Source organism: Exiguobacterium sp. SH1S21, assembly GCF_004337175.1.
Lineage (GTDB): Bacteria > Bacillota > Bacilli > Exiguobacteriales > Exiguobacteriaceae > Exiguobacterium > Exiguobacterium aurantiacum_A.
This window is the reverse complement of record NZ_SJUY01000001.1, coordinates 314,535-327,462: the sequence shown is the minus strand read 5'-3', so window position 1 is coordinate 327,462 and position 12,928 is coordinate 314,535. Positions and strand designations below refer to the sequence as shown.

At 53.5% G+C, this 12,928-nt stretch carries 17 protein-coding genes and 1 pseudogene; 7 read left to right on the top strand and 11 right to left on the bottom strand.

What is annotated here, in order from left to right; genetic code table 11:
- Window positions 1–137 precede the first annotated feature (137 nt).
- Window positions 138–710 carry a TetR/AcrR family transcriptional regulator gene (locus tag EVJ24_RS01570; protein WP_131439610.1) on the top strand — a complete coding sequence of 191 codons (573 nt, stop codon included), beginning with the start codon at window positions 138–140 and terminating at the stop codon, window positions 708–710.
- Here the strand turns inward: EVJ24_RS01570 and EVJ24_RS01565 are convergent.
- Window positions 707–1,585, bottom strand: coding sequence for a LysR family transcriptional regulator (locus EVJ24_RS01565; protein WP_131439047.1), 879 nt, complete (start codon window positions 1,583–1,585; stop codon window positions 707–709). The genes EVJ24_RS01570 and EVJ24_RS01565 overlap by 4 nt on opposite strands.
- 104 nt (window positions 1,586–1,689) lie before the next feature.
- Between EVJ24_RS01565 and EVJ24_RS01560 the strand changes: the two genes are divergently transcribed.
- The 4 genes from EVJ24_RS01560 to EVJ24_RS01545 all read left to right on the top strand — a co-directional run bounded on the left by EVJ24_RS01560 (window position 1,690) and on the right by EVJ24_RS01545 (window position 4,001).
- Window positions 1,690–2,421 (top strand): SDR family oxidoreductase, encoded by a 732-nt coding sequence (locus EVJ24_RS01560; protein ID WP_131439045.1) that lies wholly within the window; start codon window positions 1,690–1,692, stop codon window positions 2,419–2,421.
- A 2-nt stretch (window positions 2,422–2,423) separates the two neighbouring features.
- Window positions 2,424–2,984 carry a DapH/DapD/GlmU-related protein gene (locus EVJ24_RS01555; protein ID WP_131439043.1) on the top strand — a complete coding sequence of 187 codons (561 nt, stop codon included), beginning with the start codon at window positions 2,424–2,426 and terminating at the stop codon, window positions 2,982–2,984.
- Window positions 2,985–3,118: 134 nt separating this feature from the next.
- Window positions 3,119–3,469 (top strand): cyclophilin-like fold protein, encoded by a 351-nt coding sequence (locus EVJ24_RS01550; protein WP_071398277.1) that lies wholly within the window; start codon window positions 3,119–3,121, stop codon window positions 3,467–3,469.
- 133 nt (window positions 3,470–3,602) lie between these two features.
- Window positions 3,603–4,001, top strand: coding sequence for a cytidine deaminase (locus EVJ24_RS01545; RefSeq protein WP_016507888.1), 399 nt, complete (start codon window positions 3,603–3,605; stop codon window positions 3,999–4,001).
- Window positions 4,002–4,035: 34 nt separating this feature from the next.
- Here EVJ24_RS01545 and EVJ24_RS01540 read toward each other — a convergent pair whose 3' ends face one another.
- From EVJ24_RS01540 to EVJ24_RS01530, 3 genes are all read right to left on the bottom strand, one after another.
- Entirely contained in the window at window positions 4,036–4,752 is a 717-nt protein-coding gene (locus EVJ24_RS01540; RefSeq protein ID WP_131439041.1) for a polysaccharide deacetylase family protein, read from the bottom strand.
- A 137-nt stretch (window positions 4,753–4,889) separates the two neighbouring features.
- The gene (locus EVJ24_RS01535; RefSeq protein ID WP_233589653.1) at window positions 4,890–5,351 is read right to left on the bottom strand and encodes a GNAT family N-acetyltransferase; all 462 of its coding nucleotides are present in this window, start codon (window positions 5,349–5,351) and stop codon (window positions 4,890–4,892) included.
- Between the two features lie 125 nt (window positions 5,352–5,476).
- Window positions 5,477–6,235: an MBL fold metallo-hydrolase gene (locus EVJ24_RS01530; RefSeq protein ID WP_131439037.1), complete on the bottom strand. Its 759-nt coding sequence runs from the start codon at window positions 6,233–6,235 to the stop codon at window positions 5,477–5,479.
- A gap of 118 nt (window positions 6,236–6,353) precedes the next feature.
- On the opposite strand from EVJ24_RS01530, the gene EVJ24_RS01525 reads away from it, so the two are divergent.
- Complete coding sequence (locus EVJ24_RS01525) at window positions 6,354–6,764, top strand: Lrp/AsnC family transcriptional regulator (RefSeq protein WP_131439035.1); 411 nt, start codon at window positions 6,354–6,356, stop codon at window positions 6,762–6,764.
- Window positions 6,765–7,031: 267 nt separating this feature from the next.
- Here the strand turns inward: EVJ24_RS01525 and EVJ24_RS15490 are convergent, their stop codons facing one another.
- The 3 genes and pseudogenes from EVJ24_RS15490 to EVJ24_RS15485 form a co-directional block, all read right to left on the bottom strand.
- The gene (locus EVJ24_RS15490) at window positions 7,032–7,361 is read right to left on the bottom strand and encodes a hypothetical protein (protein WP_442899254.1); all 330 of its coding nucleotides are present in this window, start codon (window positions 7,359–7,361) and stop codon (window positions 7,032–7,034) included.
- A pseudogene (locus tag EVJ24_RS15575) lies at window positions 7,338–7,496 on the bottom strand (WYL domain-containing protein); the annotation flags it as partial. The gene EVJ24_RS15490 and the pseudogene EVJ24_RS15575, both read right to left, overlap by 24 nt.
- Window positions 7,497–7,529: 33 nt before the next feature.
- Window positions 7,530–7,922, bottom strand: a complete 393-nt coding sequence (locus EVJ24_RS15485) for a helix-turn-helix transcriptional regulator (RefSeq protein WP_236637512.1) — start codon at window positions 7,920–7,922, stop codon at window positions 7,530–7,532.
- A gap of 74 nt (window positions 7,923–7,996) precedes the next feature.
- Here EVJ24_RS15485 and EVJ24_RS01515 point away from each other — a divergent pair, with 74 nt between their 5' ends.
- Window positions 7,997–8,512 (top strand): dihydrofolate reductase family protein, encoded by a 516-nt coding sequence (locus EVJ24_RS01515; RefSeq protein WP_131439032.1) that lies wholly within the window; start codon window positions 7,997–7,999, stop codon window positions 8,510–8,512.
- A 43-nt stretch (window positions 8,513–8,555) separates the two neighbouring features.
- Here the strand turns inward: EVJ24_RS01515 and EVJ24_RS01510 are convergent, their stop codons facing one another.
- From EVJ24_RS01510 to gnd, 4 genes are all read right to left on the bottom strand, one after another.
- Window positions 8,556–8,858, bottom strand: coding sequence for a hypothetical protein (locus tag EVJ24_RS01510; protein WP_131439030.1), 303 nt, complete (start codon window positions 8,856–8,858; stop codon window positions 8,556–8,558).
- Window positions 8,859–9,072: 214 nt separating this feature from the next.
- Complete coding sequence (gene gntK, locus EVJ24_RS01505) at window positions 9,073–10,572, bottom strand: gluconokinase (RefSeq protein ID WP_131439028.1); 1,500 nt, start codon at window positions 10,570–10,572, stop codon at window positions 9,073–9,075.
- Window positions 10,573–10,588: 16 nt separating this feature from the next.
- The gene (locus tag EVJ24_RS01500) at window positions 10,589–11,932 is read right to left on the bottom strand and encodes a GntT/GntP/DsdX family permease (RefSeq protein ID WP_071398266.1); all 1,344 of its coding nucleotides are present in this window, start codon (window positions 11,930–11,932) and stop codon (window positions 10,589–10,591) included.
- Window positions 11,933–12,014: 82 nt separating this feature from the next.
- Window positions 12,015–12,899, bottom strand: a complete 885-nt coding sequence (gene gnd / locus EVJ24_RS01495) for a phosphogluconate dehydrogenase (NAD(+)-dependent, decarboxylating) (protein WP_131439026.1) — start codon at window positions 12,897–12,899, stop codon at window positions 12,015–12,017.
- Window positions 12,900–12,928: the final 29 nt, after the last annotated feature.

The window sequence follows — 12,928 nt, the reverse complement described above, 5'->3', positions numbered from 1 at the left end:
CCTGTCTCCTCCTTTTATTGTACATGTGTTCAATAACTATTATAATGAGTTTTAGAAAACGCTTACAATAATCAAAAGATTGATGAACTGTTGAATAATCAACAAGTAGATAGATAACTGTTGAAAGGAACGTGCAAATGATGAAGCCGGATTTGCGTGTCGTCAAAACAAAACGAGCGCTCCATGAGGCGCTCGTCGAATTATTGCGGGATCGTACGCTCGAACAAGTGACGATTTCAGAACTTTGTCGTGTGGGAAATGTCAATCGAGGGACGTTCTATCTTCATTACGGTCGAATCGAGGATGTGTTCGAAGAGTATTTCCAAGAAATCACGGCCGACCTTGCCAAGTCGTACGAGGAGCCGTACCGTCATGTGAAGTTGCTCAACCCGCGCGAACTCGAACCGTCGACGATCCGCATCTTTCACCACATCAAGACCTACGTCGAATTTTACCGCATCGTCTTCTCGAAAAACGTACCACTCGCGTATTACTACATGTTATTCGACGAGGTACGGAAACTGCTCCTCCGTGATACGGCGGCGCTCAAACGGAACGACATCGATCACGACCTGCTGTGTTCGTATCAAGCGAATGCCATCGTCGGGATGATCATCTATTGGGCCGAACGTGATTTCCAGACCGATCCGAGTGAGATGAACGAGCAGTTGGCAAACATATTACGACTCGATTCTGGCCGCCTCGTTTAGGTGGTCTTTTCTCGTTCATCGAACATATCCAAAAATGTCGAGGCGACGTTCGACAGATGACTCTCGTTCTTCCAAATCAAATGAACGGAAGACGTGAGCGATGGATTGAGTGGAACGAACACCAACTCGGTCCCATTCGTGTTGATGATCCCGTCGAGGCATAGAGCGTGGCCGATGCCTGCGTGGACGAGGAGCGAGGCGTTATAGAGCAGATTGTACGTCGCGACGACGTCCGCTTCACCCAAATCGACGCTGAGCCGGTCCGACAAGTGACGGTCGACTAGTGACTGTTCCGACAAGATGAGCGGCAAATCCAACAAATCTGCCGTCTCTAGATGTGTACGGTTCCCAATCTGGCTATCACGCCGTGTCAACACGCCCCAACGGTCGACATGAGGGAGCTCGCGCGAGGCGTATGCGGCTAGATTGACCGGTTCGATGACGACCCCAAAGTCGAGGATGCCTCGGTCCAACTTGTCGATCACGTCGTCGCCGTTACCGCTATATAGGCGCAACTTGATGTCGGGATGAAGCTGTTTCATCTGCTTGAACGTTGTGATGACCGAGGTGAGCGTCCTTGTCTCACCACCGCCGATATATAGTTCTCCGCTGACGGGTGTCGCCGTGTTCAAGTTCGCCGAAATCTTATCGGCAAGGCGGACCATCTCCTTGGCGTGTTCAGCTAAATAGTAACCCCGTTCGGTCAATGTGACCCCGCCTTGGCTTCGTTCGAACAGCGGTCCCCCGAGACTGTCCTCGAGCTGATGGATCTGGCGGGACAGGGCCGGTTGGGATAACCGTAAGTGTTCGGCGGTGCGCGTGATATTCTTCTCGCTTGCGACGGCGAGGAAGTATCGCAGTTGTTGGAGCTCCATGTCATCCCTCCATGCGTTTTTGTTATGGTTCTTAATCAAATAGTAGCATTAGACATGACGCTTGTCCGTTCCTATACTGGAGTCAATCAAAGGAGGAATGCAATATGACCATCAATAAAGTTGTCATCATCATGGGGGCGTCGAGCGGGATTGGGGAAGCAACAGCTAATCGCTTAGCAGAATGGGGCGCGAAACTTGTGCTCGCCGCTCGGCGTCTCGATCGGTTAGAAGCCATCCAAGCGAACCACCCCGAGGCCGATATCATCGTGAAACAAGCTGATGTTACCGATTATGCCGCTGTGGAGGAGGTTGTAAAGACGGCACTCGATACGTTCGGCCGCATCGATGTATTGTTCAATAACGCCGGGATTATGCCGACCGCGCCGCTCGTTGACGGGCGCCGTGACGAATGGCAGGCTATGCTGGATGTGAACGTGACCGGTGTGCTGAACGGGATCGCGGCTGTACTCCCAATCATGGAACGCCAACAGTCGGGTCATATCCTCGCGACCGATTCGGTAGCCGGGCACGTCGTCTATCCGGAGTCGGCCGTTTACTGCGGGACGAAGTTCGCGGTCCGCGCCATCATGGAAGGCTTGCGCCAAGAACAGCGCGAGAATAACGTCAAGTCAACGATCATTTCGCCTGGAGCCGTTCAGACCGAGCTGTACAACACGATCAGTGACAAACAAGCCGCAAAGGCGCTCCATGAAGCACAAACCGAATGGGGATTGACGAGCGAGGATGTGGCCGAAGCAGTCGTTTACGCCATCGATACGCCGGACCGGGTCTCAATCAGCGATCTTGTGATTCGTCCGACGAAACAACAGGTGTGACGATGGATACCGAATTGAAAGACCGTGTGTCTGGCCGATATATCGCTGCTGGGGAAGCCGTCTTTGAAGAAATCCATCGCATTCAACGAACCATCGAGCCGACGCTCATGCGCTTGAACTATCAACTTTTACAGAAAGACGAATTTCAGCGGACACTCTCGGATTTGATTGGGGACCCGGTCGACGATTCGGTCACGGTGTTACCGCCGTTCTACACCGATTTTGGGAAGCATATCACGCTCGGGACGGGCATCTTCATCAATCGAGGCGTCATGTTCACCGACCTCGGGGGCATCGACATCGAAGACCACGTCTTAATTGGTCCGTTCGCCAAGCTGTTGACGGTCAACCATCCGACCGACCCGAACGAACGGCGCGGCTTAATCACGAAACCGATTCGTGTGAAACGGAACGCCTGGATCGGGGCCGGGGCGACGATTTTGCCTGGCGTCACGATCGGCGAGAACGCCATCGTCGCGGCCAACGCGACGGTGACGAAAGATGTCCCGGACAATGTGACGGTCGCCGGCACCCCGGCCCGCATCGTCGGAGCGATCGAGTGATTGTTATGAAACCCGTACTGACTAGTATGTTCGTCTCGCTTTTGTTGCTGAGTGGGTGCGGAGGCGATGTGTTCGAAAGCAAATCTCAACCGGAAGAGCCATCGTCCGAGCAACCGAGTGAAGGAGGAATCGAGATGAGCGAAATCACGCTCCAAATTGACGGCGAACAGGCCGTCATCCGCCTCGAGAACAGTCCGACGGCTGTCGCACTACAGGAGCGGTTGCCGCTCACGCTGTCGATGCAGGACTTGCATCAAAACGAGAAGTTTTTCTATTTTGGAGAACCGCTACCCGCGAATCCGGAACGCGTCGGTTCGATTCGGGCTGGTGACGTTATGTTGTACGGAGATGACTGTCTCGTCTTATTCTATGAAGATGTCGAGACGAGCTATTCGTATACGCGAATCGGGCAGGTTGAAGATTTTTCGATGCTTGAGCCGCTGCTTGGAACTGGAACGATTGACATCACGTTTCAGATGAGATGAGGAGGTCGTGTGACCGCTTTCAACTTTTCATTGACTTCTCTATATAGTGAGGTGTATGCTAAAAATCCTGCCCAAAAATCGAGGCACGGGAACTGGCATCAGTTCATTTTGAGTCAGAGAGGACAATGATCCCATGAACCAACAACAATTAGTCGAACGCGCCCGTCAATTAAAAGAGAACGCCTACTCCCCGTATTCGAATTTCCGCGTCGGAGCAGCCCTTCTTATGAAGGACGGGACGGTCATCGACGGCGTCAACGTCGAGAACGTCTCGTTCGGAGCGACGAACTGTGCCGAGCGCACGGCTGTGTTCACGGCAATCGCGCAAGGCTATAAAAAAGGCGACTTCGAAGCGGTCGCGGTGTCAGGTGACACGGTCGACTTCTTGCCGCCGTGCAGCATCTGCCGCCAAGTGCTCGTCGAGTTCGGTGATCCGGACTTTAAAGTGTTGCTCACGAACGGCAACGCCGACGTGAAAGAAGTGACGCTTGAAGAACTCGTTCCGCTTGCGTTCACAGAATTAGAGATGTAAACAAAAACGCTGAGTCGCGCGACTCAGCGTTTTCTTATTCATTCGCTTCCCATGGGTCAGAGAAGTTGTACGGTGGATGCACCCCTTCTAGCGTCCGGAACTCATAGTCGCGTTCTTTCGCATAGCGGATAATCGTATCGAGCGCTTTCGGTGTCATCGAGTGATCGTGCGCCAAGATGATGGAGGCGATATTCATCTCGGAATTCGCCTCAAGCCGATTGAACACTCGCTGCTCGATCGGAGCGTTGTCTTTCTTATAGATATGGTCGAGACTGCCGACGTTCCAGTCCCAAATCTCAAAACCGGCCTCGTTCATCGCTTGCCAGTGCGCCGGGGTCATCCCTGCGTCACTCCCATAGATGGTACGGGCCATATTCGTATGGATGCCCGTCACTTCATAAATGAGGCGTTGCACGTCCTTCATCTGACGCACGGCCGTCATCGGCGATTCATAAAACTCTTCGCGCTCGTGTGTCATCCCATGCAAGGCGATGAGATGGCCTTCGGCGACGATGCGGCGGATGAGGTGCTCATTACCCTTGATATTCTTCCCGAGAATGAAGAAGGTCGCCTTCACCCGATGTTTCTTCAAGACGTCGAGCAGCGCTCCCGTCTTCCGGTTCGGTCCGTCATCGAGCGTCAAATAGATAAGGCTGCGGTCGTTATAGGCTTTCGGTTTCGGAATCGCTGCCTGTGACAGGGAGCTAACCAATAAAAAGATGGACATGAGCAAAATGACACGTTTCTTCATCCACACAAAACTCCCTCGAGGCAAAAAATAGGTGACATGGTATCGGTTTGAAGGATAGGTTACCATAGATCCAATTCAGAAATGAAGCTAAAAATGCCCCTGAAATTGAAAATCAGGGGCGGGGATATGATGGCGGTTCATTTCATTACATCGAGCTGATAGATCTGTTCATCGTCTTCCGTCGTAAGGTAAGTAAAATTCAACTTTTTCAAGAGGGCGATGGACGCCTCGTTCGTTGCGAGCGCACCCGCTTTGATCGTTTTGGCTCCCTGGTCGGCCAAGTGATCAATCAGTTCCGACACCACTTCGAAGGCATAGCCTTGGCGCGCGTGTCGGGGTGAAATCGTGTAACCGATCCAATACGTCGTCTCGTCTTGATGTACATACAAATCGCCAATCAGTGCATCCGTTTCCTTGTGGATGATGGCGAGTTGCATCCCGTCCACGATAGATGGGGGCTTTAGCAAGGAACGTTGATAGTCTTCGTAGGACAAACCTTTGAATGACTGGTACTGCATCCATTCCATGTCGTTGCGGTATGCCATAAACGGTTCGATGTCTGACGTTTCGAACGGACGAACACGACAACGGGCTGTCATCAGTTTCACTAGAGTGTCTACCTCCTGTATCATTTTTCTGAACGATTCACTTTCAGTTTACACGGGATGCGAATCAACATGACAAAAAACCTGAATCCGGTAGGGGTACCGGACTCAGGTGCTTATCATGAAATCATCTCTCCGTCTTCAGGAACGATGAGTCGCTCGGCGAATCCATGTTCCGTCGCATAGGTGCGTAAGTCGACACGCGACAAGTTCCAATGGTTGACCGCTTCCATATGGACCGCGATGATTGTTGCCTCGGGTGCAGCCTCATGCACGTGGCGGACATCTTCTTCGTTCATGACGAGCGACCCGCCTTCGACGAATTGGTTGTCGCCGGCGTTGACGACGATGACTTCTGGTTGATGTGCTTGAATCGTCTTTTCGACCTCGTCATACCAGACCGTGTCCCCAGCGATATAGAGCGTCTGTTCCGCAGGGTGGCTGAAGACGATCCCGCAGACGAGACCGGCCATTTCCAAAATCGGCCCGCGTCCATGCTCACCGGCTGTCTTCGTGAGTTTGATTCCTTCGAACGCTGTCGTATCGTTCAACACGCTCACGTTCGTGAAACCGTCGCCTTCGATGACGTTCAAATCGTGCTCGTTTTGAACGAACAGCGGGATCGCTTTCGGCAGCACTTGTTTCGCGACCTCGTCGTAATGGTCGAGATGTAGATGCGTCAAGATGACTGCGTCGACGCCTGTCAAGACGTCCTCGATTGGAATCGGCAAACTGACCAACGGGTTGTTCTCATCTTGTCGTGCTGAGTTCGGGAATGGGGGATAGGCGCCTTTTTCCCCGAGGAACGGGTCGACGAGGAACGTCTTCCCGGCGTATTCGACACGCAGTGTGGCATTTCGGATCAATTGTACGTGCATAGAAAAGTCTCTCCTTTTGGCTATAATGTATGTACAGTCTAACAATCAGCCGCACTTCCATACATAACACGAATCAAGTGTTTTCACGAATCGGCTTGAATAATGAAAGGAGTCACCTATGCTCGATCCAACAGACCGCCTCATCCTCGAGGCGCTTCAGGCGAACAGTCGGATGACGATGAAAGAACTCGGGGCGCACGTCCACTTGACGGGGCAGGCGACGGCGACGCGGGTCAAGAAACTCGAAGACCTCGGCATCATCGAAGGCTACACGATTCGCGTGAACGAGGACAAACTCGGGCTGCCGGTCCACGCGATGATCACCATCTTCACGTCGAGCACGTTCCACGACCCGTATCTGATGTTCCTCGAGGAGCACCGGCCGTACGTCCGAAATAACTACAAGGTGAGCGGGGACGGCTGTTACGTCTTGGAGTGCCGTTTCCCGTCGAACCAAGAGCTGAACGCCTTTTTGGACGGGCTCAACAAGTACGTCAATTATAAGTTGTCGATTGTCATCGACCGCTGATGAGGACGCAGCAAAGCCCGCCAATCTTTTGATTGACGGGCTTGTTTTTAATTCGTGAAAGACGGTGTCTTATAATGTTGAACGGTTTTGATGAGCGTCGAGACGTTGAGGTACACCATAATGACAAATAGAGAGGGCACTGATCGAGACAAATAACGTAGAGAACGATAACTTCATAGTCATAATAGTGCTCCTTTACGTGTGACAATATAAACTAAGATTACCATATAAAGACAATTATGACATGAGACCAAAGCATCGATTTGATTAACGATACAGGTCCCAAAGCCGTTCCGCTTGCTCCCGTATCATCTCCCGCAGTTCAGTCGGCTCCACAACCTCGACTTCAGCCCCGGCCGCGAGTAATTGCCGCGACAAGAACGGAAACTCGGCCTCAGGCACAATCCACTCATTCTTTTCAGCGATATCGGGTAATACGTCTTCAAGCAGGCGACGACCGAGCGGGGTGATGTTGATTCGAACGGTCACACCGATCCGTTCGTCACTCGCCTCGAGAAGTGTCACCAAATCGTCCGCTTCGAACGTCTCCTCGAGCAGGTGCATCGTCTCAATCCGATCGATGCGATATTGGCGCAGCCCGTAATCTGAGAGGCCATACACGTACCATTTCAAATCGAGGAGCGCCATCCCGACCGGTGCGACGGTGAACGTGCGGCTGCCTTTCGTCGTCGCATACGTCAACTCAATATTCTGTCGTTGTTCGACGGCACGATAGACGTCTTTCGTGAATGGCGCCGGTGGGACTTATCTTTTGCCGAGCCAGAGGATGTTCTTTTCGAGCCGGGCGATTTTCGTCTCGAGGTCATGCGGCAGCTCATTCACATACCAATCGGACAACGTGTCCCGCATGTCTCCGAGCGGCACGTCCGGAATCTGTTCCATCCATTTGAGTGTGAGGTAGAGGGCGACGGCTTCTTGTTCGCGGAGCTGGAGCGGGGGGAGCAGGCGATTCGGCAACATCTCATAGCCACCGCCCGTACCGGGGACGCTCCAAATCGGATAACCGAGCTCTTCGAGCGTCAGCATGTCGCGTTGAATCGTTCGAACCGAGGCGCCCGTCTCGTTGGCGAGTTCGTCCGCGGTGAACCGTCTACCCCGGTTCAATAGTCGAATCAAGTGAAGATGTCGTTTTTTCATTTCCTCATCCCCGTCAAGTTTTGTCGTGTTTATCAGATAAGCTGAATGTATCACGAATCAAGGAGGAAATCATCATGGCAAACGTCGTCTTATATATCGCGACAAGTTTAGATGGAAAAATTGCCCGCACGAACGATCAGCTCGATTGGTTGTTCGAAATCAAAGGGGAAGGGGACAACGGTTACGCCGACTTCTTCAAGACGGTCGGTGCGGTCATCATGGGGCGGAAGACGTACGAGGAAGTGTTGAAGTTAGAGCCTGACCGCTATCCGTACCCGGACATCCCGAACTACATTCTGACGCGGAGCCCGGAGCGGGAAGCCGAGCACGTCACGTTTACGGACGAGCCGATCGAGCAGTTGATCGAGCGGTTGAAACGAGAAGTCGACAAAGACGTCTGGCTCATCGGCGGCGGGGAAATCATCAAGGCTGCGATGGAACACGATTTGATCGATCGTTATGAGATCGCCATCGCACCGGTCGTCCTAGGAGAAGGCATCCCGCTCTTCCCGGAAGGCACGAAAGAGACGAAGTTGAAACTGACGAGTCAACGCGCGTCCGGACAGTTCGTCATGGTGACGTACGAGTGAAATCGGTCGATTTTTCGAAGACATCTATAGAAAAACAGAACTTCTACGTACTAGAAGTTCTGTTCGACTTGATTGTCTTTTCTTTTTTGAAAATGCCGACTAACAGCAGAGTGAGTCCGATTAAGAAAATAATGGGGAAGATAAGCCACATGATTAATCCGGCCCAACCATTTTCGACACTGATTGCATAGGAGAGTCCAATCGAAAAAGCTAAAGCGGGTGAAATGGGAAGCATTAGAGCAATGCCCCATAGTTTAAATTTTGTCTTTCTCGATTCCCCCGTACTAAACCAATAAGCCACAAATGCACCTATACATGCAATGATATATCCAATCGCAATGGCCACCGGATTCCTCCCTTCTCGTTAACTTATAATGAAAAAACTTTTCACAGATAAGCGTCGACAACTTCAGTACGATTGATATTTTCTATATATGTAATTCATTACCCTTCCATAATCCGGTTATTTGTTCGAATGATGATACTCTGATGACGAATAGACTTGAGCATCTCTAATTAATGTCATCAAAAATCCGAGCCCGTGAAGGACTCGGCTTCTCTCATACATGCCTCCGCTGAAACGCGGCGATCGCTTCATACTCTTCCGCGAAATGACGCGATAAGCGAATATAAATTGGGAGTAACTCCCGGTAGATTGTCGTCGCCTCTACGTCCGGAATGTGCTCATGCGTCACTTGCGGCACCGCCGTGAAGTCGTCGATGTCACCGAACGCATACTCGCCGAGCATGACCGCACCTAAGCACGAACTCTCATGGCTCTCCGGCACGACGACCGGCGTGTCAAAGATGTCGGCCATCATCTGGCGCCATAGCTTCGACTGGGCGAATCCGCCCGTCGCATGGATCCGGTTCGGTGCGCCCGTCAGTTCGTCGAGTGCGAGCATGACCGTGTACAAGTTGAAGATGACGCCTTCTAAGACAGCGCGGATGAAGTGCTCGCGTTTATGGTGGATGCTCAGGCCGAAGAATGAACCGCGTGCGTTCGAGTTCCAGAGCGGGGCCCGTTCGCCCATCAAGTACGGGTGGAAAAACAGTCCGTCAGAACCCGGTTTGACCGTCTCGGCGATGCGCGTCAACACGTCATAGGCGTCCATGCCGAGCCGTTTCGCCGTCTCGACCTCGCTCGCCGCGAACTCGTCCCGGAGCCAACGCAAAATGATGCCGCCGTTGTTGACCGGTCCACCGATGACCCAATGCTTGTCGGTCAAGGCGTAACAGAAGATCCGGCCTTTCGGGTCCTCGACCGGCTCACGGACGACCGTCCGGATGGCACCGCTCGTCCCGATCGTGACGGCGACGACGCCCGGTTCGAACGCCCCGACACCAAGGTTCGATAGCACGCCGTCGCTTGCCCCGATGACGAGCGGGAAGTCCCAGCCGAGCGTCTCACGCACGTCTTGCTTCAATTGAATGATCTCGGTCGTCGGGACGAGTTCGGACAGTTGGTCCGGTGTGACGCCGGCGATATGTAACGCCTCTGCGTCCCAGTCGCACGTCTTCAAATTGAACAGACCGGTCGCCGAGGCGATTGAATGGTCGACGACGAAGCGTCCGGTCAGGCGATAGAAGACGTACTCTTTGATCGAGACGAACTTGGCGGCACGCTTGAACACGTCCGCATGTTCCGCTTTTAACCAACGCAGTTTCGACAGCGGCGCCATCGGATGGACCGGTGTGCCGGTGCGCATATGGAGCGCGCTCGCGTCAAAGTCGCGTTTAATCTCCTGCGTGTACGGGTTGGCCCGGCTATCGGCCCAGGTGATACTGTTCGTGAGCGGACGCCCTGACACATCGAGTGCAATCAAGCTGTGCATCGCTGAGCTGAACGAGACGAAGCGAATCGGCCCGTCGGCTTGCGCCCGGACGGCACTGACTGCTTCAAGCACCGCCCCGTAGATGACGACCGGGTCTTGCTCGGCCGTCTCCGTGTCCGGGGTAAGGAGCGGGTACAGCACGTTATGTACCGCGAGTTGTTGGTGATTCTGAAACAGGACGGCTTTTGTACTCGTCGTCCCAATGTCGACGCCAATGGTGTACACACAATCACTTCCTTTGTTAAATGATGAATAGGCTGATCAAGAAGACGACCGCAAATCCGGTCAGTCCGATAATCGTCTCCATGACGGTCCACGATTTGAGCGTGTCTTTCACGTCTAGACCGAAGTAGCGGTTGACGAGCCAGAAGCCCGAGTCGTTGACGTGTGAGAGGACAGTCGCACCGGAAGCGATGGCGATGACGATCAAGCCGAGCGCGGCCCCAGTGATGTTTTGAATCTCAAGAAGCGGCGTGATGAGTCCTGCCGCCGTGACCATTGATACGGTCGCTGAACCTTGGGCGACGCGGACGACGGTCGCAATCAAGAAGGCGAGCACGATCGCCGGAAGCGGTGACCCGGCCATCATCTCCCCAAGGACGTCACCGACACCTGAGTCGATCAAGACTTGTTTGAACACGCCGCCGGCACCGGTGACGAGGATGATAATCCCGGCCGGTTCGAGCGCTTTCGTCGCAATCTCTTGCACTTCGTCACGTGTGTAACCACGGCGCGTGCCGAGGAAGATGAACGTGAGGAGCGTCGCGATCGTCAAAGCGACGAACGGATGACCCATGAACGTCAAGAACGTACGAATCGTATTGCCTTCATCTAACAGTACCGCAGACAACGTGTTCGCAAGAATCAACACGAGCGGGATCGAGATGAGCGAGATGATCATTTTAAAACTTGGCAGTTCTTTCGATGTGTCGATCTCTTCAAATTCCATATAGTCCGGGATGGTGACGTGAATCTTGTTCGCGATGTACTTCCCGAAAATTGGACCGGCGAGAATCGCTGCCGGGATCCCGGCAATCACTCCGAACAAGATGACCCAACCGAGCTCGGCACCGATGAGGTTTGCGACCGCAATCGGACCTGGTGTCGGCGGGATGAAGCTATGTGTGACGGCGAGGCCGGCGAGGAGCGGGATGCCGTAGTAGAGCAGCGAGCGACCCGTCCGCTTGGCGAGGCCATAAACGATTGGAACGAGAATGATGAAGCCGACGTCGAAGAAGACCGGGACGGCGACGATGAAGCCGGTGATGGCGAGTGCCCATTGTGCCTTGTCCTCACCGAACTTGTTGACGAGTGTCTGGGCGAGACGTTCCGCGCCACCTGATACCTCTAACATTTTACCAAACATGGCACCGAGACCGACGACGACGGCGACGAAACCTAGTGTCCCGCCCATCCCGTTCTGAATCGAGGTGATGACATCCCCGAGCGGCATTCCGGCCGCGATCCCAACGAGCAAGCTGACGAGCAAGAGCGAGACGAACGCATGAAGTTTCGTCCGCATGACCAAAAATAAGAGCAAGAAGATGCCGGCGACGGCGATCAAGATAAGTGTAGAGCCTGACATATGTAGTTCCCCCTTTACCGTATGTGTAACCGTTTACAAATTTTTACAAAGGAAAAGGCCACCCCTGACCTTCTCCCGAACATTATTTTTTGACGACCGCGTGGCCTCCGAACTCGTTGCGGAGTGCGGCGACGACTTTACCGGAGAACGTGTCGTCCTCGAGCGAGCGATAGCGCATCATGAGTGACATGGCGATGACCGGGGCCGCCGCCTGCAATTCGAGCGCCGTCTCGACCGTCCATTTCCCTTCCCCTGAAGAATGCATGACGCCACGGATCTCATCGAGCTTGGCGTCTTTTTTGAACGCGTTCTCGGTCAGTTCCATGAGCCATGACCGGACGACCGAGCCGTGGTTCCAGACGCGGGCCACTTGTTCGTAGTCGTAGTCGAACGGACTCTTCTCTAAAATATCAAACCCTTCGGCAATGGCCTGCATCATGCCGTATTCGATGCCGTTGTGGATCATCTTGAGGAAGTGGCCGCTCCCGGCCGGTCCCGTATACAAGTAGCCGTTCTCGACCGAGAGGTCCTTGAAGATCGGCTCGATGGTTGGCCAAGCCTTCGCGTCACCGCCGACCATCGTGCAGGCTCCGTTGCGTGCACCGTCCGTTCCGCCGCTCGTCCCGCAGTCGAAGAACGAGATGTTCTTCTCTGCGAACTGTTCGGCGCGTGCGACCGACAATTTATAGTTCGAGTTGCCGCCATCGATGACGATGTCACCCGGTTCGAGTCGCTCGAAGAGTTCAGTGAGAACCGTCTCCGTAATCTCACCAGCCGGGACCATCGCCCAGACGACACGGGGCGCCTCAAGCTTGTCGACGACGTGCTTGAGTGTCGGGACGATCTCAAACGCTGTCGTCGCCTCGACGCTCGACGCGTCCGTTCCGATGACCGTGTGACCGTGGTCGCTCAAATTGAGCGCCAAGTTGTAACCCATTTTACCTAATCCAATCAAACCGATTTTCATAACGTCACCTCAAAAAAAGAATTTTTTTC